Annotated in this window: 17 protein-coding genes; 6 read left to right on the forward strand and 11 right to left on the reverse strand. The window is 62.8% G+C overall.

Annotation, left to right across the window (positions count from 1 at the left end; translation table 11 throughout):
- The 4 genes from Q0J74_RS00595 to Q0J74_RS00610 form a co-directional block, all read right to left on the reverse strand.
- On the reverse strand, positions 1–746 hold a 746-nt coding region (locus Q0J74_RS00595; protein ID WP_297209010.1), incomplete at its 3' end, for a type I phosphomannose isomerase catalytic subunit.
- A 6-nt stretch (positions 747–752) separates the two neighbouring features.
- A complete protein-coding gene (locus Q0J74_RS00600) occupies positions 753–1,397 on the reverse strand; it encodes an ABC-2 transporter permease (protein ID WP_297209013.1) in 645 nt (214 codons plus the stop codon).
- On the reverse strand, positions 1,394–2,254 hold the full coding sequence (locus Q0J74_RS00605) for an ABC transporter ATP-binding protein (RefSeq protein WP_297209016.1): 861 nt from the start codon (positions 2,252–2,254) through the stop codon (positions 1,394–1,396). The genes Q0J74_RS00600 and Q0J74_RS00605 overlap by 4 nt, the downstream gene beginning before the upstream one ends.
- Positions 2,247–2,630: a GntR family transcriptional regulator gene (locus tag Q0J74_RS00610; protein WP_297209019.1), complete on the reverse strand. Its 384-nt coding sequence runs from the start codon at positions 2,628–2,630 to the stop codon at positions 2,247–2,249. Before Q0J74_RS00610 ends, Q0J74_RS00605 begins: the two co-directional genes overlap by 8 nt.
- Before the next feature lie 153 nt (positions 2,631–2,783).
- On the opposite strand from Q0J74_RS00610, the gene Q0J74_RS00615 reads away from it, so the two are divergent.
- Both Q0J74_RS00615 and Q0J74_RS00620 read left to right on the forward strand, forming a co-directional pair.
- A complete protein-coding gene (locus Q0J74_RS00615; RefSeq protein WP_297209023.1) occupies positions 2,784–3,854 on the forward strand; it encodes an alanine/ornithine racemase family PLP-dependent enzyme in 1,071 nt (356 codons plus the stop codon).
- A 110-nt stretch (positions 3,855–3,964) separates the two neighbouring features.
- Positions 3,965–6,310, forward strand: a complete 2,346-nt coding sequence (locus tag Q0J74_RS00620) for a SpoIIE family protein phosphatase (RefSeq protein ID WP_297209026.1) — start codon at positions 3,965–3,967, stop codon at positions 6,308–6,310.
- Positions 6,311–6,423: 113 nt separating this feature from the next.
- Here Q0J74_RS00620 and Q0J74_RS00625 read toward each other — a convergent pair whose 3' ends face one another.
- Positions 6,424–7,158, reverse strand: a complete 735-nt coding sequence (locus Q0J74_RS00625) for a M23 family metallopeptidase (protein ID WP_297209029.1) — start codon at positions 7,156–7,158, stop codon at positions 6,424–6,426.
- A 456-nt stretch (positions 7,159–7,614) separates the two neighbouring features.
- Between Q0J74_RS00625 and Q0J74_RS00630 the strand changes: the two genes are divergently transcribed.
- The 4 genes from Q0J74_RS00630 (at position 7,615) to Q0J74_RS00645 (ending at position 13,212) form a co-directional block, all read left to right on the forward strand.
- Positions 7,615–9,285: an HlyD family efflux transporter periplasmic adaptor subunit gene (locus Q0J74_RS00630; protein WP_297209032.1), complete on the forward strand. Its 1,671-nt coding sequence runs from the start codon at positions 7,615–7,617 to the stop codon at positions 9,283–9,285.
- A gap of 3 nt (positions 9,286–9,288) precedes the next feature.
- Entirely contained in the window at positions 9,289–10,026 is a 738-nt protein-coding gene (locus tag Q0J74_RS00635; protein ID WP_297209034.1) for an ABC transporter ATP-binding protein, read from the forward strand.
- Complete coding sequence (locus Q0J74_RS00640; protein ID WP_297209037.1) at positions 10,023–11,240, forward strand: ABC transporter permease; 1,218 nt, start codon at positions 10,023–10,025, stop codon at positions 11,238–11,240. The genes Q0J74_RS00635 and Q0J74_RS00640 overlap by 4 nt, the downstream gene beginning before the upstream one ends.
- Before the next feature lie 94 nt (positions 11,241–11,334).
- A complete protein-coding gene (locus Q0J74_RS00645) occupies positions 11,335–13,212 on the forward strand; it encodes an S-layer homology domain-containing protein (protein WP_297209040.1) in 1,878 nt (625 codons plus the stop codon).
- Between the two features lie 64 nt (positions 13,213–13,276).
- Here the strand turns inward: Q0J74_RS00645 and Q0J74_RS00650 are convergent, their stop codons facing one another.
- The 6 genes from Q0J74_RS00650 to Q0J74_RS00675 all read right to left on the reverse strand — a co-directional run bounded on the left by Q0J74_RS00650 (position 13,277) and on the right by Q0J74_RS00675 (position 21,472).
- Positions 13,277–14,488: a hypothetical protein gene (locus Q0J74_RS00650; RefSeq protein ID WP_297209043.1), complete on the reverse strand. Its 1,212-nt coding sequence runs from the start codon at positions 14,486–14,488 to the stop codon at positions 13,277–13,279.
- A complete protein-coding gene (locus Q0J74_RS00655; RefSeq protein ID WP_297209047.1) occupies positions 14,485–14,973 on the reverse strand; it encodes an RNA polymerase sigma factor in 489 nt (162 codons plus the stop codon). The genes Q0J74_RS00650 and Q0J74_RS00655 overlap by 4 nt, the downstream gene beginning before the upstream one ends.
- Before the next feature lie 108 nt (positions 14,974–15,081).
- Entirely contained in the window at positions 15,082–17,529 is a 2,448-nt protein-coding gene (locus tag Q0J74_RS00660) for a glycogen/starch/alpha-glucan phosphorylase (RefSeq protein WP_297209050.1), read from the reverse strand.
- A 111-nt stretch (positions 17,530–17,640) separates the two neighbouring features.
- On the reverse strand, positions 17,641–19,077 hold the full coding sequence (gene glgA / locus Q0J74_RS00665; RefSeq protein ID WP_297209052.1) for a glycogen synthase GlgA: 1,437 nt from the start codon (positions 19,075–19,077) through the stop codon (positions 17,641–17,643).
- 74 nt (positions 19,078–19,151) lie between these two features.
- Positions 19,152–20,267: a glucose-1-phosphate adenylyltransferase subunit GlgD gene (glgD, locus tag Q0J74_RS00670; protein WP_297209055.1), complete on the reverse strand. Its 1,116-nt coding sequence runs from the start codon at positions 20,265–20,267 to the stop codon at positions 19,152–19,154.
- Positions 20,264–21,472 carry a glucose-1-phosphate adenylyltransferase gene (locus Q0J74_RS00675; protein ID WP_297209058.1) on the reverse strand — a complete coding sequence of 403 codons (1,209 nt, stop codon included), beginning with the start codon at positions 21,470–21,472 and terminating at the stop codon, positions 20,264–20,266. Before Q0J74_RS00675 ends, glgD begins: the two co-directional genes overlap by 4 nt.
- Between the last annotated feature and the right edge of the window lie 139 nt (positions 21,473–21,611).

Raw genomic sequence — 21,611 nt, forward strand, 5'->3', positions numbered from 1 at the left:
TTTTCCCGGCTCAGGCAGTCGAAGGTGAAGCAATCCATCAGCCCCTCCATTCCCGCAGGGCCGTACATGCTCTCCTTGGGCAGCCGGGAGCCGTCAGGGCGGATGTACTCCGCCCGCAGGGTCAGATCCACCGGCTCCTGGAGTTCCGCTACCAGACAGCCGCTGCCCAGGGCATGGACGGTGCCGGCGGGGATAAAATACACCTGGCCGGGCTGAATCTCTATTTTGTGGAGGCAGTCCAGCATCCCGGGGGAATCCTGTGCCTCAATCAGCGCCCGGAACCGCTCCCGGGTGACGCCGGGGCGAAAGCCCAGCCAAATGCAGGACCCCGGCCGGGCGGCCAGCACGTACCACGCCTCGTCCTTGCCGTGGCTCTGGCCGAAATATTTCTGGGCCTTTGCTCCATCGGGGTGGGTCTGAATGAGCAGCCGGTCCCGGGAGTGGAGCAGCTTCAATAAAAAGCCTAGGTCGGCCCCCCAGCGTTTGGCGTGGGCCGTTCCCAGCCAGGCCGCCGGGTCCTCCGACAGACAGTCCCGGAGAAAGCGGTCCGTCCCGGCGATGCGGGACAGACCTACGGTGGTGCCGGGACAAAGGGCGGAGGTGACCAGGGAGGCCACCCAAAGCTGGGAGCACACCTTTGCCTCCGGACCCTCCCCCAGAAACTCGTTGATCATCTCCCCGCCGGGGATGAGATAGTCCACCTTGTTGGACTCCAGCTGATAAATGTGGTCGGGAGTCAGCTTCATACGGGGTCAGAACTCCTTTCGTTGATAGATGCCCAGGGAGATTGCAAAGGAGATCAGATAGGCCGCCGCGCTTGTCAGGGCGAACGCTACCGGCAGGGCGGCTGTCAGCCAGCCGGGGAACTGGGGCAGGCGGACGCCGTGGCTGGCCAGTCCACCCAGCAGAGCGAAACCGCCGAAAATGGCCACAAAGGTGACCATGCTGATGACCCTGGCCCGCTCCGCACCGTATTTCAGCAGGAAGGGAAGCAGAACGGCATCCAGCAGCAGGGCGGCTGCGGCACAGGATGCGGTGACGGCGATCAGCTCCTGGAACGAACTGTCGGTAAGTCCCGTCAGCGAGAGCAACAGCATGATGGCGATGCCTGCCAGGCCGCTGACCAGGATGACCAGCAGGGTGAAGAGATATTTTCCTGCCACGATGCCCTTCCGTCCGGCGGGGGTGGCGGCGGCGTACCGATCCCAGTGGGAGGCGTCATCCAGAGCTACTGAGGACATGGGAATGGTGAGGCCGAACACGGCGATCAGGACGCCGATGATGGAGAAGTCGAACACCCCGGTCACGCAGAAGCCGCCGTAGACCAGGACAAAGAGCAGCAGGGTGGAGATCTGCTTTCTCAGCACCACGATATCCTTGTAGAGCAGTCCTTTCATTGGGCATCCCCCTTTCCGGTCAGGACCATGATATCCTCCAGGGTGACGGAATCCACCGTCAGGGCCGGATAGCGCCTGGCAAAGGCGCGGCGGTCCTTTACCAGAGCCTCGCAGCCGAACTGCCCGGTGCGGACGCCCCCCAGCAGGGCCTGGTCCACCTGCTCCAGCGCGCTTCTGCCGCACACCAGTTTGCCGTAGCTGTCCAGCAGCTCGTCCTTGGCCCCGGACAGGGCCACCCTGCCTTTGTGGAGGTAGGTGATGTAGTCCGCCGCCTTCTCCAGATCGCTGGTGATGTGGCTGGAGATGAGGATGGCATGGTCCTCGTCCTGGATGAAGGCCAGGAATTCGTCCAGGATCTCATCCCGCACCACCGGGTCCAAGCCGGAGGTGGCCTCGTCCAGAAGGAGCAGCCGGGGCTGGGCGGCAAAGGCGGCGGCAATGGCCAGCTTCATCTTCATGCCCCGGGAGAACTCCTTCACAGTCTTCTTCCCGGTGAGGCCGAACTTCTCCAGGTAGTGTGTAAAAAGCGCCTCGTCCCAGTTGGGATACAGGCCGGACAGGATCTTTCCCACCTGACGGGGCCGGAGCAAATCGTGGAAGAGCACCTCGTCCAGTACCACACCGATGTCCGCCTTTACCGCCCGCTCCTCCCGGAGGGTATCCCGTCCGAAGACGGTGATGGTACCCCCGTCCCGGTGGATCAGGTTCAAAATGCACTTGATGGTGGTGGATTTGCCCGCCCCATTTTCCCCGATCAGGCCCATAATGGTGCCGCCGGGTACGGTAAAGGACACATCGTCCAGCTTGAAGGAGCCGTAATCCTTGGTGAGATGGGAGATTTCCAATGCGTTATTCATGTTCGTCCTCTCCATACAGAAGTTGCAGGGTCTCGATGAGCTCGGACAGGGTGACGCCGCCGGTGCGGGCAATCTCCACCGCCTGGGACAGATGCTCCTCCGCCCGGCGGAGGGTCTCCTCCCGCACCAGCTCCAGATTCCGGGGGGCCACAAAGCATCCCTTTCCCGGCACGGTGGTGATAAATCCCTCCCGCTCCAGCTCCTCATAGGCCCGCTTGGTGGTGATGACCGAAATGCGCAGCTCCTTGGCCAGCAGCCGCATGGAGGGGAGGGCCTCCCCCTCGGCCAGCTCCCCCCGGAGGATAAGGCCCTTCATCTGCCGGGTAATCTGGTCGTAAATGGGCGTGCCGCCAGAGTTGCTGATGAGAATATCCATGGTGCACCTCTTGCTGTCATACTGTATATACTTGACATATACAGTAATAACACACATGTACATACTTGTCAAGTGCCCGGGAAAGATTTCCTTGCCATCAGGTCTGGGAGCAGGTATTATGGAGATATCCGGAGGGAAGGGGAGGAACGTGTCATGTATGCGCCTATCCTGGAGATCGACACCCGAAAGATAACGGAAAACGCACAAAAGCTCCACCGCTTTTGTGCGGAGCGGGGGGTGGAGCTGGCCTTTGTCACCAAGGGTTTTTCCGCCCGGCCGGAGGTGATTCGGGCGGCCATCGCAGGGGGCATTACCTCCTTTGCCGACAGCCGGATGAAGAATATCGTCTCCGCCAAAAAAGCCATACCCGGCCTGAAATACCTGCTTATCCGCATTCCGGCCATGACCGAGGCGGAGGAGGTGGTCCGGTGGGCGGACTGGAGCCTGCAAAGCCAGATTGAGACCATTCAGGCGGTGTCAGAGGCCGCCCTGCGCCAGGGCAAGGTCCACCCCATCATCCTGATGGTGGATGTGGGGGATCTGCGGGAGGGAGTGTTCGGCAGGGAGCAGCTGGACGAGATTGCCCCCCAGATCAAGGCCTGCCCCGGTGTGGAGCTGGTGGGGCTGGGGACCAACGTGGGCTGCTACGGCAGCGTGCTGCCCTCGGTGGAAAATACGAGGATTCTGGTAGAGCTGCGGGATTATCTCAATCAGACCTACGGCTTCCGCATCACCACCCTCTCCGGCGGCTCCACCTGCACCCTGAAGCTGCTGGAGGAGGGGATTCTCCCTGACGGGGTCAATCAGCTCCGGGTGGGGGAGGCGGTGCTCTACGGGGAGGACACCACCGGCAGCCGCTTCCTGGCGGGGTACCACCACGACGCCTTTACCTTTTATGCCCAGGTGGTGGAGCTGCGCCGCAAGCCCTCGGTCCCCATCGGAGAGCACGGCCGGGACGGCAAGGGGGATACCCCGGAGTACCCGGACCGGGGCGTGCGCCTGCGGGCCATCTGTGCCGCCGGAAAGCAGGACGTGGCATGGGCGGCCCTCACCCCCATACTGCCGGGGGCGGAGATGATCGGAGCCAGCTCCGACCACCTGATCGTGGACGTGGAGGACTGCGGCGGACAGGTGGCGGTGGGAGAGTGGATGGCCTTCCGCTGCGGATACATGGCGGTGCTGGACGCCACCACCTCCGCCTATGTGGATATTGTGATACGGTAAACCGGAACCGGGGGGCGCGTGCCTCCCGGTTCCGACGCTATTTTTCCAGAATATGGATTATACTGTCTCTGACACAGGGCGGACAAGCCCAGGCAAAGGAGACAGGAACCATGGCGACAAAGGAGAAGTGGAGGACCAGAGCGGCCCGACTGCGGGAGGAGGCCCGGGAGACGGGGCGGGTGGTGCTCCGGGCGCCGGCGCTGGTGCGGGCGGCGGAGTGTGTGATCCGGTTTCTGCTGGGGGCGCTGCTGGCGGGGGCGGAGATTTTTGGGGGATACGCCCCCTTCGGGCTGGGGCTGGTGGGGGCCTCCGGGTCGGGGCTGGACGGATTCTGCGCCCTGCTGGGGGCCTGCTTCGGCTATCTCACCATGCAGGGCCTGCCCGAAGGACTGCGGTACACGGCGGCCTGCATCCTGACCTTTTCGGTGGCATTTGCCTTTTTTGATGTGGGCGCCTACCGGAAGGCCTGGTTTATGCCTCTGGCCGCCGCAGCCATGGACGGGATTACCGGCTTTGTCTATCTCTCCGACCAGGGATGGACGGCGTCCAGCCTGATTTATTTCGGCACCGAGCTGCTGCTGTGTGGGGCGTCGGCCTACTTCTACCGCATCGCCTTCACCCCCTGGACGGAAAAGCGGGAGGAGGAGGGGCTGACCTCCCGCCAGACGGTAAGCCTGCTGATCCTGGCGGGTACCCTGCTGCTTACCCTGTCAAGCCTGATGCTGCCGGGAGAGCTGTCCGCCGGCCGGCTGGCGGGGGCCTTGGCGGTGATGGTCACCGCCAGCCGGGGCGGCATCGGCGTGGGGGCCACGGTGGGTGTGGCGGTGGGACTGGGTATGGACCTGGCCGCTGGCGGCATGCCTTTTTATGCCATGGCCTATGCCCTGTCCGGGGTGATGGCGGGGGCCTTCCACCGGCAGGGACGGTTGGCGTCGGCGGTGGCCTACGTGCTGTCCAACGCCCTGGCGGTGCTGTGGAGCTGGGGGGATGGGCTGCATATCGCCCTGCTCTATGAGGTGTTTGCCGCTTCGATACTCTTCCTGCTGCTGCCTCAGCGGGTCCTGCGGCAGGTGGAGGCTCTGGTGACCGCCCAACCCAGGCAGGACACCCGGGAGCGGGCCAGGGCCTATGTCCGCCTCAGACTGGAGGAGACCGCCGCCGCCTTCAAGGGCCTGTATGAGTCCATGCGCCTTACCTTGCGGGCGGCGCCGCCCAACGACGGCGACGCCGCCGTGGTGTTTGACCGGGCGGCGGACAAGGTGTGCAAGCACTGCTCACTCCAGAGTGCCTGCTGGCAGCGGGACTATGTATCCACCTTCAACGCCCTCAACGACGCCCTGCCCGCCATACTGGACCGGGGCAGGGGAGAGGGGGGCGATTTCCCCGCCTACTTTTCCAACCGCTGTGTCAAGTTTTCGGAGTTTCTGGCCGCCGCCAACCAGGAGGTGGCTGCCCTGCTCTGCCGCCGGCAGTACCAGAGCCGGATGCGGGAGAACCGGGCGGCGGTGTGCCGGCAATACGGGGAGCTGGCACAGGTCCTGGGGACGGCGGCGGCGGAACTGGGGGCGGAACTCATTCCCGACCCGGTACGGGAGAAGCGGCTGCGCCAGTACCTCACCGCCCAGGGAGTGGAGTGTGAGCTGGCGGCCTATTACGACGAGGCGGGCCACCTGCGTCTGGAGCTGGAGGGGGCGGGCCTGGCGCCCCTGCGACAGGAGCAGAGTGTGGAAAAGCTCTCCCGGCTGGTCAACTTCCCCCTGCGGGTGGTGGAGGGGGACCGGCGGGACCGGCTGGTGCTGGTACAGAGCGAGCCGCTGATGGCGGTGGCGGGAGCGGCCAGCCGGAAAAAAGACGGTCAGATGGTGTCGGGGGATACGGGCGCCTGGTTCAAGCATGACGACGGCGCACTCTATGTGCTGCTGTGCGACGGTATGGGCTCCGGCCGGCTGGCCCAGCGGGAGAGTACCCTGGCGGTGCGCCTGCTGGAGCAGTTTCTCCGGGCCGGGGTGCGGCCGGAGAACGCCCTGCGGACGGTGAGTGCCGCCCTGGCCCTTCGGGGGGAGGAGGAGATCGGCTTTACCACCGTTGACCTGCTGCGGGTGGATCTGTTTACCGGAGAGGCGGCCGTGTATAAGTACGGTGCCGCCCCCACCTATGTGAAGAAGGGCGGCGGGGTTAGCAGGATGACCGGCGCCGCCCTCCCCGCCGGTCTGGCGGGGGGCGAAGGGGGCCTGCCGGACGTGATTCAGCTCAGGCTGGAGGCGGGCGACTGCGTCGCCCTTATCACCGACGGGATAATTGCCGGCGGCGCAGACCAATGGCTGCGGGACCGCCTGACTGCCTTTGACGGGTCCAGCCCCAAAGAGCTGGCCCAGGCCCTGCTGGAGGAGAGTCTGGCCCAGGGCGGGACGGAGGACGACCGCACCGTGTTGGTGATCAAAATCGTCCGGCGGTAGATGAAATCCACTGCGGAAGGCGGCCGAGAAATGCGGCCGCTTTTCCCGCGCACTTGCGGCAAGGGGCGCCCCTTTTGGGGGCGCCCCTTGCCGCAAGAGAGGAAAGGAAGGAATTATTTGGTCAGATAGGAGAGCGGGTCCACAGGCGCGCCGTCTTTCTCCATACTGAAGTGGAGATGATCGGGCAGGGCGCTTTCGGCGATGGCGGTGTTGCCCACGCTGCCCAGAATGTCGCCGGAGGACAGGGCATCTCCCGCCTCCACTGTGGGTACCGAGGCCAGGTTGGCGTAGGTGGTGGTCATGCCGCCGCCGTGGTCCACCACCACGGTGGTACCCATCATCACGTCGGATGTGACGCTGGCCACCGTGCCGGCCGCCGCGGCCCGTACTTCCGTGCCGGCGCTGGCGGCGATATCAATGCCGGTGTGGGTCCGCCAGTCGGCCATGGTGGGATCGTAGGCCAGGACATCCACGCTGTAGGCGGTGAGGACATCACCCCGCACCGGCCACAGGTAGGCGGTGGGTGCGGTGGCGGGCGCGGGCGTGGCCGGCACGGTGGGGGCCGGCGTGGCCGCAGGCGCCGCGGTGGCTCTGGGAGTAGCTTCCGCCTTGGCCGTGGCCGTGGCGGGGGGTACCGCCGCCGTCACCGCCGGGGCGGCGGTCTTGGGTGTGGATGTGACGGCAATCTGAATCTGCCCGGCCACGGGGGTATTGTCCTGTTCCGGGCGGAAGGAGGAGAACAGATACCAGCCCGACACGCCGATGGCGGCTACGCAGAGGAGCAGGACGATGTAGAAGCCTTTCCCCTCAATAAAATCCCCCAAACGCTGATGAAATGGTTTTTTCATGCTCTTTAGCACCTCCAAGCCTATTGTGGACAGACTGGAGAGGGGATATACCTGAAAATATGAAAATTTTTCTTGCCCCTTTATGGGAGAGAAGAGAGATCGGGTCCGCAAACTGCCAGATTTTAAGAAAACTTTAATTCTTCCTTGATGGCGCCTTATAAAAAATTTGCTATTCTGAATGGGCGGGGGGGGATTGGAAAACGACAGCTTTCCCGCAGCCCGCCTGCTGCCGGCGGAGTTTTCGGATGGCCGCGGTTGACAGGACCGCCGGGCGGGCGTACAATCGAAATAGCCTGCCGTGCAGGCGGAATTTCCGGATTGACAGCGCGTTTAAGAGTAAAATGTTCCGAAATCCGATGGAATATCCGGCGCAGGCGCAGATCAGGAGCCCTCGGTGGGGCGCCCATCCGGGCGGCCCCGCTGTTTGAGCCACAGCAAAGAAAAGGAGAAACCAGTATGGAAGCAACCCAAACCAAACCGGCCGCCCCGTCGGCCCCACCGGCGGAACCGGAGAAGCAGGCACCGCTGTTTCAGGCACCCAAGAAGAAGCGCAAGTGGGTCAAACGCCTGGTGATTCTTCTGGTTATCGCGGCCATTCTGGCCTTTTTGCTCTCCCGGTGCGTGGGGGCGGGGCAGCAGATTCTCAGCAGCGCTTATCTGCCCTATACGGCGCAGATGCGGGACATGACCGTTTCGGTATCCGGCACCGGTACCATCGCCCCCGCCCAGTCCTACAAGGTCACCACCCTTATCAGCGGCGAGATTCTGGAGGCCCCCTTTGAGGAGGGACAGACTGTCCAGAAGGGGGATGTGCTCTTCCGCATTGACGCCCGGGACCTGGAGAGCAGCATCCAGCAGCTCCAGCTCAACGTTCGCTCCGCCCAGCTGGCCCTGGACGATTTGCTGGAGACTCAGAGCGACAACCGGAAGGACCGAAATGTGAAGGCGGAGGACGCCGGCGTAATCACCAAGCTCTATGTGGACCAGGGGGACAGCGTTACCGTGGGTACCCTGATTGCCGATGTGCTGGACCGGGACCACATGAAGCTGAAACTTCCCTTCCACTCCGCCGACGCCGCAGGCTTTTTCGTGGGTCAGGGGGCCACCGTCACCGTCAGCGGCACGGCGGAGACCATCTCTGGTACCGTGGACGAGATTGCCGCCACCGACGAGGTGGGACCCGGCGGTACCCTGGTGCGGCAGGTGACCATTCTGGTGAATAACCCCGGCGTGCTGTCCGAGACCAGCCAGGGATCGGCCAGCATAAACGGGGCGGCCTGCGCCTCCGGCGGGGCCTTTGCCTACGCCTCCTCCGCCCAAATCACCGCCAAGGCCTCCGGCGATCTGGATGTCCTCTCGGTAAAAGAGGGGGACCGGGTGTACGAAGGTCAGGTCATCGGCGTCATCTCCGAAGCGGATTTGGATACCCAGATTGAGAATGCCCGCATTGCCCTGGAGAACGCCCAGCTCTCCCTGCAGAACGCCCAGGATAAGCTGGAGGACTATACCATTACCTCCACCATTACCGGTGAGGTCATCGAGAAGAACCTGGACGTGGGAGACAACATCAGCGGCGTCACCGCGAACGGCACCACGGTCACCTACCCGGCGGTGATTTACGACCGTTCTGAGCTCACCTTTGACATGAGCATTGACGAGCGGGACATCAGCAAGATCCGGGTGGGGCAGAAGGTGGAGATTACCGCCAATGCCCTGGACGGCCAGAGCTTTACCGGCGTGGTGGACAAGGTGAACATCAACGGCACCACCGTCAACGGCAACACCAGCTATCCCGTGACCGTCAAGGTGGACGGGGCTCCGGAGGAACTCTACCCCGGCATGAACGTATCCGCCAAGATCATCGTGGAGGAGGCGGGCAGCGTCCTGTCCCTGCCGGTGGAGGCGGTGGAGCGGGGCGACACCGTGCTGGTGGCTCTGCCCGGCTGTCTGGACGAGAACGGGCTGGTTGCCGACCTCTCCGCCACCGAGCAGCGGCAGATTACTCTGGGCCGCAACGACGACAACTACATCGAAATTGTAGACGGTCTGGAGGAGGGCGAGACAGTGGTGGCCCTCAGCCCCCAGGGCTCCAGCATGATGGATATGATTGCGGCGGAGATGGGGTAAGCCATGGGACATCTCATTGAACTCAGAGACGTATATAAAATTTACCAGATGGGGGATGAGGCGGTCCACGCCCTGGACGGTGTTACCCTGACAGTGGACGAGGGAGAGTTCGTGGCCATTGTGGGCCAGTCCGGCTGCGGCAAGTCCACCGCCATGAACATTATCGGCTGCCTGGATGTCCCCACCTGCGGCAGCTACCATCTGGGCGGCGTGGACGTGTCCACTATGGACGACGACCAGCAGGCGGAAATCCGCAACAAGATGCTGGGCTTTATCTTCCAGCAGTATAACCTGATTCCCAAACTCAATGTACTGGAGAATGTGGAGCTGCCTCTGCTTTACGCCGGGCTGTCCTCCAGCCAGCGGCGGGCGCGGGCCATGGCCGCCCTGGAGCGGGTGGGCCTGGCGGCCAAGCACAGGAACCTGCCCAGCCAGCTCTCCGGCGGCCAGCAGCAGCGGGTATCCATTGCCCGGGCTCTGGCGGGCAATCCCTCGGTGATTCTGGCCGACGAGCCCACCGGCGCCCTGGATTCCCGCACCGGCCGGGAGGTGCTCTCCTTTCTCCAGAAGCTCAATGCCGAGGGAAATACCGTGGTGCTCATCACCCACGACAATACCATTGCCGTAAAGGCTAGGCGCATTGTCCGCCTCCAGGACGGGAAAATCATCTATGACGGGGACGCCAGGGACCCCAAGGCCCTAGTGCAGCCCGCCGAGGAGGAAGGGGAGGTGGGCGTATGAAGATGGGCCAGTCCTTCCGCTTGGCCATCAAAAGCCTGCTGACCAGCAAAATGCGGGCCCTGCTCACCATGCTGGGCATCATCATCGGCGTGGCGGCGGTGATTATCATCGTCTCCCTGGGCAACGGCATGGAGCAGTACATGAACGCCCAGTTTGAACAGGTGGGGGTCAACCTCATCCAGGTGATGGTCTTTCCCACCGGCACCAGCCGGGAGGTGGAGGCCGACGACTTCTATGACCTGGCGGAGAAGTATCCCCAGTATCTGGATTCTGTGTCCCCCTACCTGTCCGCCACCGCCGCTGTGCGGCAGGGGGCGGACGAGTATGAGCGCACCAGTGTCTACGGCGTCAGTGAGACCTTCTACAACGGTGAAAAAAACCAGACCGTCAACGGCGAGTCGGTGGCCCAGGGCCGCTTTCTCAGCTACGTGGATGTGGAGCGGGAGCAGAAGGTGTGTGTCATCGGCGCCTATCTGGACCAGGCTATGTTTCAGGGGAAGGGCCTGGGAGGCACCCTTACCATCGGCGGGTCTCCCTATACCGTAATCGGCGTGCTGAAGGAAAAGGCCGATTCCACAGAGGGCAGCGGGGATGATGTCATTTACCTGCCCTACGGCCTGGCCGGCCAGTTGGGAGCCGGTGTGGGGATGCAGAACTACTTGGTGACCAGCACCAGCCAGGAGACCTCCTCCGCCGCCAAGGGCGTCATTGAGAGAATGCTCTATCGCATTTATCAGGATGAGGGCGCGTACATGGTAATGACCATGGCCGAGATGATGGAGATGATGGATTCCATGCTGGGCGTGCTGATGACCATCCTGGTGATCATCGCCGCCATTTCCCTGGTGGTGGGTGGTATCGGCATTATGAACATCATGCTGGTCTCCGTCACCGAGCGCACCCGGGAAATTGGCATCCGCAAGTCCCTGGGGGCCAAGGGTCGGGACATCCGCGGCCAGTTTATCATTGAGGCGGCCACCACCTCCGCCATCGGCGGGATCATCGGCATCCTTCTGGGTATCCTGCTGGCCAATCTGTTCACGGTGCTGGCCGGTGTTCTGGTCAGCGGGGCGGAGGGCTTTGCGGCCATTCCCACCCCGGGCGGTATCGCCGTGTCCTTCGGCGTGTCGGTGGGCATCGGGGTTCTCTTCGGCTATCTGCCTGCCAACAAGGCCGCCAAGCTCAATCCCATTGACGCGCTGCGGTATGAATAGCTTGCCTGACGGGGACGGTTGGTATATGATTAAGGGACAGGGACGGGTCCCGGACCCGTCCACAGGTTCCATTTCCGTGAGAAGGAGAAAAAAGATGAAACAACGACTGTTATCCGGCCTGCTGGCCGTGGTGCTGCTGCTGGGTCTGGCGCCCGCAGCTCTGGCCGCCGCCCCGGCGGAGGAGGCCGCCCAGGTGCTGGCGGCCCTGGACATCATGGTTGGGGACGAGAACGGAGATCTGGCCCTGGACCGCACCCTCACCCGGGCGGAGTTTGCCAAGCTGGCGGTGGCCGCCTCCACCAGCCGGGACACCGTGGGGGACACGGTGGCGGTGAAACCCTATCCCGACGTACCCCAGACCCATTGGGCCGCCCCGTACATCAAGGCGGCGGTGGACCTGGGCCTGGTGCAGGGGGATTTGCGGGGCTACTTCAACCCCGACCGCACCATCACCCTGGCGGAGGGGGTGACGGTGATCCTCCGGCTGCTGGGCTATGAAGACAGCACGTTTACCGGAGTCTGGCCCTCCGGCCAGATGGCCCAGTACCGGGCGCTGAAGCTCAATGAGGGGATCTCCCTGGGGCAGAACGACAGCATGACCCGGCGGGATGCCATGTACCTCTTCTACAACCTGCTGCTCACCAAAAATCTCTCCGGCACCTACTACCTCAACGTGCTGGAGCCCACCCTGAGCCTGGTGAACGCCGCCGGGGAGCTGGATCTGGTGGCCCTCATCAACTCCGCCATGGAGGGGCCGGTGGTGGCCGGTTCCGGCTGGCAGAGCCAGCTGTCCTTTGCATCCTCCGCCGCCAAGGTTTACCGCAACGGCAGCCAGTCCAGCCTGGACCGGATTCAGGACCAGGATGTGGTCTACTGGTCGGAGTCCATGCGCACCGTGTGGGCCTATGGCGACAAGGTGACCGGCACCTATGAGGCGGCCTCTCCTTCCATTACCGCCCCCACCTCCGTTACGGTGGCGGGCAAGACCTATGCCATTGAGACCGCTTCCGCCGCCTATGCCCTGTCTGATCTGGGGGGCTGGCAGCTGGGCGACACTGTGACCCTGCTGCTGGGCCGCGCCGGCGGCGTGGCGGCGGTAGGCGATACCCAGGCTGCCGGTACCGTGGTGTACGGGGTAGTCACCAAGGCGGAAAACACCGCCTACAGCGATGGAAAGGGCGGCACCTACACCGCCCGCACTGTGACGGTGTCCGCCACCAACGGCGGCAGCTACCGCTACCAGACCACCAACACTACCCTGGACGTGGGCGACCTGGTGCAGGTGGATACCGCCGGGACGGGTTCCGTCACCCGCCTGTCCGAGCTGCGCCTCACCGGCAAAATGAGCAGCGACGGCACCAAGCTGGGCAGTGAGCCTTTGGCCGACGACGTGCAGATCATCGACACCTATGAGGCGCGCACGCCTCTACGGGTCTACCCCCAGCGGCTGGCGGGAGTGAGCTTTACCGACGATATGGTGCGCTACTATGTGCGCAACGGCCAGGGGGAGATCACCCATTTGATCCTCAACAATGTCACCGGCGACCTGCACCAGTACGGTGTGGTCACCAAGGCGGAGGAGGTGGACGTGACCATCCCGGGCGGCGGTTTTATGGTCAGCTCCTCCTATACCTACGACGTGGGCGGACAGGAGCAGGTCTTCGGCTCCTCCGATTCGGTGTTCAACGTGAAGGTGGGTCCCTGCCAGATAAAGCTGGACGGGGACGCCAGCATTGAGCGGCTGGTGGGTCTGAACCAGCTCCGCCTGTCCGGGGTCAGCGGCAGCGTGGCCATCGGCGCCGACAACCGACAGTACGCTCTGTCTGAGACGGTGGCATATTATGTATTGGTGAATGGGGACTATCAACTCACCACCCTGTCCCGAATTCAGAACGGGGACTACAGCCTCACCGGCTGGTACGACAAGGCCGAGAGCGCCGGCGGGCGCATCCGGGTGATTGTGGCCCAGTAAACCCAGACAAGAGAAAAGCGCCTTGGAGCGGAAAAACCGCTCCAAGGCGCTTTTTGCATGCCCGTCAGGGCAGATCCTCCGGCGTGTGGTGGGCCAGACCGTCGTTGAAGTACCGCTGATAGGGTACCTCATCCTGGTATTCCGGCGCAATGGCGGGGACGTAGGCGATGCCCAGCCCCATGTAGGGGGAGGGATCTACCCCGTCGAACACCCAGTCGGCCACCAGTTCATCCCAGTAGGATTGGGTGTAGAGAATCCGGTATACCGGTTGGAGATAGGGCTGGCCCGGGGTGATATCGTACTCCAGGCAGACGAACAGGATCTGGGCCTGGTCCGGATAAGCGGTGGTGCAGCCCCCCCAGTAATCCCCGGCCCGAAAGGCGGCCTGAGCGTCGTCGGGGGAGCGGAGGGGATAGACGGTTCCGCTGTCGGCGGGGGGAAGATAGATGGTGAGCTGGCTCTGAGTAAGCTCCATCCGCCAAAAGCTATAGGAATAGAGGCGGTCGGCCACGGAGGCGTCGGGGGTGGTCAGAAAGGTGACCTGGGTGGTTTGCGCCTCACCATCAAAATTGTAGGTGGTCAGGCTCTCTTCCGCCAGCTCCGGCGTGCCGGTGGTATCGGAGGCGCCGTTCCGGAGCAGGATAAGCTTCACGCTTTCCGCCACGGCGGACAGGTCGGGCGCGTCGTAGATGGCCAGAGTGCTCAGACCTGTCAGCTGGAGTCGGGTGCCGTCGGTACATGTGGCCTCCAGAACGGGATCTCTGCCCATGGTACTCTCCCCGCTGCTGGTCCGCCAGGTGTAGGAGTCGGGACCGGAGATGGTATAACCCAGCTCCGCCGCCCACCGCTGGATCGCCGCCCGCTGGTCCCGCTCGGTGGGGAGGGGATTTGTGTACACCGGCAGCTGGGTCAGCTCATAGGTGTGTCCGGCGGTGGGATTGCTGCCTAGTTGCTGGGCCAGGTCGGCCACCAGAAGGAAGCTCTCCCCCCAGCCGGCGGAGGGTTGGGTGGTGGGGGTAGGGGTCACTGCCGGCTCCGGGGTCTGGGCCACGCCGGGACCGTCAGGGTCCGGCTCCATCCGGCTGGACCACCAGACGCCGCCGGTAATGCCCAGGACCAGCACCGCCGCAGCGGCGGCAAAGGTGAGGGGACGGCGGAGAGAAGGCCGCTTCCGCCGGGTCTGAGCCGCCTGCATGGCCTCCAGCGTCTCCTTCTGCCAGGCGGGGGAGGGAGTCATCCCCCCCAGGGTACTGCGATAGCGCTGCTCGCTGTTCATGACCATTCCTCCTTCAGCGCATCCTTCAGCTTGGCTCTGGCCCGGCTCAGCCGGGAGAGCACCGTGTTCCGGGGGCAGCCCAGCAGCTGGCCGATTTCACCGGCGGTATACCCCTCGATGTAGTGGAGGTATACCGGCCAGCGGTATTTGCCGGGGAGGGCGGCCACCGCCTCCAGCACGCCGGAGCCGTCAGAGGGCGGGGAGGCGGCGTCCCGGAACGTATCCAGGGGGACGGTGCGCTTCCGCCAGGGGGACCGGCCCCAGCTTTTGCAGCGGTTGGCGGTGGCCCGAATCAGCCAGGCGCGCAGGTGGGTGTCGTCGGTAAAGGTGGGGTCACTCTGGATCAGGCTCACAAAGACCTCCTGGGCCACGTCCTCCCCATCAGAGCGGTTGCCGGTACCCTGGATGGCCATGCGGTAGACCAGCGGGCCGTAACGGCCCAAAATCTCCTCACAGGAGAGGGGAAGACCGTTGAGACTGGGCATACCATTCACTCCCTTCTGCCAAGAAAGCGCCGGAATGGGGAAAATGATTGCAGGCTGGATAAAAAAGCGGGCGGCTTTTTGCAAGCCGCCCGCAGCAGGGGTAGAAGTTTACTTGATCTCCCGCACAGGGACGTTCCAGATGCCCTTGGCGTAGTCACTGATGGAGCGGTCGGCGGCAAAGATGCCGGACCGGGCAATATTCAGCAGAGACATTTTGTTCCACGCCTTGGGGTCCTGATAGGCCCGGCCCGCCCGGACATGAGCATCCCGGTAGCTCTCAAAGTCGGCCAGCAGCAGGTACTCGTCGGCAGTGCCGCCGTCCCCGAAGAGCAGCCGGCGGGCAATATCGTCATAGGCTACCCCGTCGCCGAAGCCCACGTTGAGCTGGTCCACCACGGAGCGCAGATCGGGGTTGTGGACATAGTACTCGTAGGACTTGTAGCCCTTCTGCTTCAGCTCCGCCACCTCGTGTGCCTTCAGACCGAAGAGGAAGATGTTCTCGTCTCCCAGCACCTGGTGCATCTCCACATTGGCGCCGTCCAGGGTGCCGATGGTCACCGCGCCGTTCATCATGAACTTCATGTTGCCGGTGCCGCTGGCCTCCTTGCCGGCGGTGGAGATCTGCTCGGAGAGCTCGCTGGCGGGCATCAGCTTCTCCGCCAGACTCACCCGGTAGTTCTCCAAAAAGACCACCTGGAGCCGGTCCTTGCAGATGGGATCCTTGGCAATCATGTCGGATACCGAGTTGATCAGCCGGATGATCCGCTTGGCCACGGCGTAGCCGGGGGCCGCTTTGGCCCCGAACAGATAGGTGCGGGGGGCAAAGTCGAAGTGAGGATCGTTCTTCATGTGTTGATACAGGTAGATGATGTGCAGCACATTGAGCAGCTGACGCTTGTACTCGTGCAGCCGCTTCACCTGGACGTCAAACATGGCGTCGGTATTGAGTACAATGCCATGCTCACGCTGTACCCAGGCGGCAAAGGCCTTCTTGTTCTCCGCCTTGATCTCGCCCAGGCGGGTAAGCACACCGGCGTCGTCCTGGAATTTCTCCAGCTCCTTCAGAGCCTCGGGCTGGAGCAGGTATTTGTCCTTGCCGCAGCACTCCCGGATCAGCGCATCCAGCTTGGGGTTGCTCTCCGCCAGCCAGCGGCGATGGTCAATGCCGTTGGTGACGTTGGTAAACTTGTCGGGGGTGCGGGTGTAGGCGTCATGGAAGACGTCTTTTTTCAGAATGTCGGAGTGGAGGGCGGACACGCCGTTGACCTTGAAGCAGGCGCACACGCACAGGTTGGCCATACGTACCTCGCCCCCCCAGATGATGGCCATGGGAGCCACCTTGGACAGATCCCCGTGGAAGAAGGCGGTGAGGGCCTCCTGATACCGCTTGGAGATCTCCACCAGAATCTGCCAGATCCGGGGCAGCAGAGACTCGATGAGCTGCTGGGGCCAGCGCTCCAGGGCCTCGGCCATGACGGTGTGGTTGGTGTAGGCGATGGTATGGGTGGTGATATACCAGGCCTCCTCCCAGCCGTAGCCCTCCTCGTCCAGCAGAATGCGCATCAGCTCGGGGATGGCCAGGGTGGGATGGGTGTCGTTGATCTGAATGACGTGCTTGAGGTGGAAGTTGCGCAGGGTGCCGTACTCCGCCCGGTGCTTGCGCACGATGGACTGGATGGTGGCGGAGACGAAGAAATATTGCTGCTTGAGCCGCAGGGACTTGCCCTCGTAGTGATTGTCCTCGGGATAGAGCACCTTGGAGATGGACTCGGCCATGGCCTGCTGCTCCACCGCCCGCAGATACTGGCCGGAGGAGAACAGGTTCATGTCCACCGGGGTGGGACTCTTGGCGTCCCACAGCCGGAGCAGGTTGCCGTGCTCAGTGTGGTAGCCGGAGATCTCCATGTCCTTGGGTACCGCCAGCACCGTGTCATAGCCGGTGTGCTTGATCCGGTGGCGGCCCTGGTCGTCCCATTCATCCTCCACCTTGCCTCCAAAGTGGACCTCCTCCACCTCGTCCATTTTGGGGATAAGCCAGGCGTCGCCCAGGCCCAGCCAGTTGTCGGGCAGCTCCACCTGCTGGCCGTCCACAATCTTCTGCTTGAAAATGCCAAGCTCGTAGCAGATGGAGTAGCCGGTGGCGGGGATCTCCAGGGTGGTCATGGAGTCCAGGTAGCAGGCGGCCAGACGTCCCAGACCGCCGTTGCCCAGGCCGGCGTCCGGCTCGGCCTCAAACAGGTCGGAGGCGGAAAAGCCCAGGGCCTCAATGGCGCCCTTCAGCTGCTCCAGCACCCCCAGGTTGTAGGCGTTCTTCATCAGGGAACGGCCCATAAGAAACTCCAGGGACAGATAGTGAACCTGCCTCTGGTGCTTCTCCGCTACCTGATCGGCGGTTTTCATCTGCCGCTCGGACATGATATCCCGCAGTACCATGGCGCAGGCCTTGAACATATGCAGACTGGTGGCCTCTTCCACATCCCGGCCGAAATTGCGGCGCAATTTGCCGGTAATGAGGGTCATCAGCTCTTTTTTGGTATAATTGTGCAACGCAGACATCTCCTATTCTGTCAGGATCGCATCAAAGCACTCCGCAGGGGGAAAAATCCCCCTGCGGAGCGGAATTTTATCACAATCGTATGGACCTTGTCAAGGGAAGGGCCGCAAACTTTACTTGCCGGTGACCCAGCCGTAGATCTGGCAATATTCCTGGGCGGACTTATCCCAGGAGAAATCCGCCGTCATGGCGTTTTTCTGGATGCCCTTCCAGGCCTTCTTGTCGTCGTGATAGAGGTTGACCGCCTCTGCCAGCACGCCGGTCATCTCCTTGGCGTTGATGTTGGCGAAGGAGAAGCCGGTCCCCTCTCCGGTGTACTTGTTGTAGGGGATGACGGAGTCCCGCAGTCCGCCGGTCTCCCGCACCACGGGGATGGTGCCGTAGCGCATGGCGATCATCTGGCTCAGCCCGCAGGGCTCGGAGATGGAGGGCATGAGGAAGATGTCGGCGCCGCCGTAGATGGCGGTGGACAGGTTGGGGGAGTACATCAGGTGGGCGGCAAACCGGCCGGGATATTGGTTCTGAGCCTGGCGGAAGGACTCCTCAAAGTTCCAGTCCCCGGTACCCAGCACGATCATCTGGGTGTCCATGCCCATAATATCGTGGATGGCGGCATTCACCAGATCAAAGCCCTTGTGCTTGACCAGCCGGGAGACGCAGGCGATGATGGGAGTGTCGGGGTTTTCCCGCAGGCCGCACATCTGCTGGAGGGCGGCCTTGCAGGCCTTCTTGCCCGCAAGCTGCCGCCAGGAGAAGAGCTTGGTCAGGCCCTTGTCGTGCCAGGGATCATAAATTTCCGTGTCAATGCCGTTGAGAATGCCCTTGAGCTTGTGCCGGTTGTCGGAGATAACCCCCTCCAGTCCGTGGGCATAGAAGCTGTATTGCAGCTCGTCGGCGTAAGTGGGAGACACCGTGGTGACGTAATCGGCGGCGTAGATGGCACCCTTCATCAGGTTGACATCCCCGTGGTACTCCAGCATATGCTCGTTGAAGTATCCGGCGTTCAGTCCGAACAGATCCTTCAGCGTCTGGCTGCCGTAGCGGCCCTGATACTCAATGTTGTGAATAGTGAACACGCTCTTGGTGTCAGCCAGCTGGGCAATGCGGTGGCGCTCCTCCAGCAGGTAGATGGGGACCAGGGCGGTCTGCCAGTCGTTGCAGTGGAGCACATCGGGATGCCAATCCAGATAGCCCATCGCCTCCACCACAGCCCGGGAGAAGTAGGCGAACCGCTCCCCGTCGTCATAGTGGCCGTAGATGTTGGCCCGCTTGAAGTAATACTCGTTGTCCACGAACCAGTAGGTCACCCCGTCCTGCTTCAGCTCGAGGATGCCGCAGTAGGGGGTGCGCCAGGCCACGGTGATGTGGAAGCACTGCAGGAAGGTCATCTGGCTGCGCCATTCCTGGCCGATGCCCTCATACAGGGGCAGGATGACCCGCACATCGTGACCCAGCTTGGCCAGCGCCTTGGGCAGCGCGCCGGCCACATCCGCCAGACCGCCGGTCTTGATAAAAGGGGCGCACTCTGAGGTGGCAAACAAAATATTCATATTACTCTCCAATCAAATTGATAGATACGCACAGGACAGGCGGGCCGGCCCTGAGCCGGCCCGCCAAGCGCTGGTCAGACGATCTCGTTCTTGGCGATGGCCAGAGGATAGGTGCTGTGGCCCATCAGCATCCGGCCGGGGTTGACCCGTACATTCTTGTCGGTAATGGCGTACTTGAGCACCGCACCGGCCTGAATGGTGGTACCCTGCATCAGCACGCAGCCGGAGACCCGGGCGCCCTTCTCTACCCGCACCCCGCGGAACAGGATGGAGTTTTCCACCTCGCCCTCAATGATGCACCCGTCGGCCACCAGAGAGTTGGTGGACTTGGAGTCGGGTCCGTAATAGGTGGACGGATCGGAGCGGTCCTTGGTGCGCACCGGCCGGTCAGGCACGAACAGCTGCTTGCGGATGTTGGGGTCCAGCAGCTCCATGCTCCGGGCGAAATAGCCCGCTACAGACTGGAGCCGGGCGGCGTAGCCGTCGTACACATAGGGGCAGATCTTCAGCTGGCCCGCCATGGCCTGGAGTACGCCGATGCTGAAGGAGGGAATGTTGTGGGCGGCGCAGTGATCCACCAGAGAGAGCAGCAACTCCTTGGAGAGCACATACACCTCCAGAGACTCGCAGCCCTGGGCGATGGAGGGGTGTACCGACACGTCGGTTACCCGGCCGCCGGAGCCGATGGAGAAGTAGTCCGAGTCCTTGGGGTCACCCATGGGGTGGCTGGTACATACGGCGGTGATGTCGGCGTCGTTGCGGATGTGGGCGTCAAAGATGTCCCGCAGGGGCAGATTCACCGCCACGTCGCCGCCGGCCAGCACCACGTAGTCCTGACGGATATTTTGCAGGTAGGACCGCACACCGGCCAGGGCGTCCATCCGGCCCCGGTAGGCGCCCTCCCGCTTGCCGGAGTAGCTGAACGGAGGCAGAATGCGCAGGCCGCCGTGCTTACGGCTCAGATCCCAGTCCTTGCCGGAACCCACGTGGTCCAGCAGGGACTGATAGTTGGCGTGGACGATCATGCCCACGTCGCAAATACCGGCGTTGACCATGCTGGAGAGCATGAAGTCGATGACCCGGTACCGGCCCCCGTAGGGGATGGAGCAGGTGTTCCGGTTTTGAGTCAGTTCCCGCAGATCGGGATTGGAAAGGTAGGAAAAAATGATGCCGTGCAGCTTGTTCATCATTTTACCCCACCTCCTTTCACGTTACGAGTGATCATGGCCTTGGGCGAAACCACCGCGTCGGCGCCGATGGTGAGATGCTGGGCCACCACGGCCACGCCCCAGTCCTCGCTGCCGTCGGGAGAGGCGCCCACCTTGGCCCGCTCGCCGATGACGCTGTTTTCCGCCACAATGGCATATTCCACCACGGCGCCCGCCTTCACCACGGTGCCGGGCATCAGGATGGAGTAGCGCACCACCGCGCCCTCCTCCACGGTGACCGAGTGGAAGAGCACCGAGTTCTCTACCGTGCCGTACACCTCGCAGCCGCCGGTGACCATGGAGTGATCCACCTTGGCATCCTTGCCCATGAAGTGGGGGGGCTTGGTGGGCGTGCGGGCGAAAATAGGCCACTCGGAGTCGTACAGATCAATGCCGTTGTCGGGAGAAAGCATATCCATGTTGGCGTCCCACAGGGAGTCGATGGTACCCACGTCCTTCCAGTAGCCCTGGAAGCGATAGGCCGTCATCTTTTCCCCGTTGTCCAGCATGGCGGGAATGATGTTCTTGCCGAAGTCGTTGGAGCTCTTTTCGTTCTCCTCGTCGGCGATCAGGTACTCCCGCAGCTTTTTCCAGGTGAAGATATAGATACCCATGGAGGCCAGATTGCTTTTGGGCTTCTTGGGCTTCTCCTCAAACTCGTAGATGTCGTCGTTCTCATCCACGTTCATAATGCCGAAGCGGGGCGCCTCCTCCATGGGAACCTCCAGCACGGCGATGGTGCAGGCCGCCCCCACCTCCTTGTGGCGGCGGAGCATCTGGGCGTAGTCCATCTTGTACACGTGATCGCCGGACAGGATGAGCACATACTCCGGATCATAGGTCTCCAGGAAGTTGATATTCTGGTAGATGGCGTTGGCCGTGCCTTTGTACCAGGTACCCTTCTCACCCTCCCGCATGTAGGGGGGCAGGATGTGGACGCCGCCGTAGGAGCGGTCCAGATCCCAGGGTTCGCCGTTGCCGATGTAGGCGTTGAGCTCCATGGGGCGGTACTGGGTGAGCACACCCACTGTGTCGATGCCGGAGTTGATGCAGTTGGACAGGGGGAAGTCGATGATGCGATACTTTCCGCCAAAGGGGACCGCGGGCTTGGCCACATGGCTGGTGAGAGCGTGCAGGCGGCTGCCTTGCCCTCCTGCCAGCAACATGGCGACACATTCCTTTTTCATTCTATCACCTCAGTCATTGAACTGGATCCTTGCGATCGTTGGGATACGGATAGCGGATGGTTCTGTGTGGCTGTCAGAATGGCCGGAAAGCGCCCCGTGGACACGTGGCCCGCGGACCTTTCCTCTCCTTCCGGCTCCG

Origin of the sequence: uncultured Flavonifractor sp. (assembly GCF_944387675.1) — a bacterium.
Lineage (GTDB): Bacteria > Bacillota > Clostridia > Oscillospirales > Oscillospiraceae > Flavonifractor.

Bases quoted from the DNA above. Each gene is read 5' to 3' on its own strand.
- Q0J74_RS00625 (WP_297209029.1), bottom strand. From the start codon at position 7,158: ATGAAAAAACCATTTCATCAGCGTTTGGGGGATTTTATTGAGGGGAAA.
- Q0J74_RS00675 (WP_297209058.1), bottom strand. From the start codon at position 21,472: ATGAAAAAGGAATGTGTCGCCATGTTGCTGGCAGGAGGGCAAGGCAGC.
- Q0J74_RS00630 (WP_297209032.1), top strand. From the start codon at position 7,615: ATGGAAGCAACCCAAACCAAACCGGCCGCCCCGTCGGCCCCACCGGCG.
- Q0J74_RS00660 (WP_297209050.1), bottom strand. From the start codon at position 17,529: ATGTCTGCGTTGCACAATTATACCAAAAAAGAGCTGATGACCCTCATT.
- Q0J74_RS00655 (WP_297209047.1), bottom strand. From the start codon at position 14,973: ATGCCCAGTCTCAACGGTCTTCCCCTCTCCTGTGAGGAGATTTTGGGC.
- Q0J74_RS00620 (WP_297209026.1), top strand. From the start codon at position 3,965: ATGGCGACAAAGGAGAAGTGGAGGACCAGAGCGGCCCGACTGCGGGAG.
- Q0J74_RS00635 (WP_297209034.1), top strand. From the start codon at position 9,289: ATGGGACATCTCATTGAACTCAGAGACGTATATAAAATTTACCAGATG.
- Q0J74_RS00600 (WP_297209013.1), bottom strand. From the start codon at position 1,397: ATGAAAGGACTGCTCTACAAGGATATCGTGGTGCTGAGAAAGCAGATC.
- Q0J74_RS00640 (WP_297209037.1), top strand. From the start codon at position 10,023: ATGAAGATGGGCCAGTCCTTCCGCTTGGCCATCAAAAGCCTGCTGACC.
- Q0J74_RS00645 (WP_297209040.1), top strand. From the start codon at position 11,335: ATGAAACAACGACTGTTATCCGGCCTGCTGGCCGTGGTGCTGCTGCTG.
- glgD (WP_297209055.1), bottom strand. From the start codon at position 20,267: ATGATGAACAAGCTGCACGGCATCATTTTTTCCTACCTTTCCAATCCC.
- Q0J74_RS00610 (WP_297209019.1), bottom strand. From the start codon at position 2,630: ATGGATATTCTCATCAGCAACTCTGGCGGCACGCCCATTTACGACCAG.
- Q0J74_RS00605 (WP_297209016.1), bottom strand. From the start codon at position 2,254: ATGAATAACGCATTGGAAATCTCCCATCTCACCAAGGATTACGGCTCC.
- Q0J74_RS00615 (WP_297209023.1), top strand. From the start codon at position 2,784: ATGTATGCGCCTATCCTGGAGATCGACACCCGAAAGATAACGGAAAAC.
- glgA (WP_297209052.1), bottom strand. From the start codon at position 19,077: ATGAATATTTTGTTTGCCACCTCAGAGTGCGCCCCTTTTATCAAGACC.
- Q0J74_RS00650 (WP_297209043.1), bottom strand. From the start codon at position 14,488: ATGAACAGCGAGCAGCGCTATCGCAGTACCCTGGGGGGGATGACTCCC.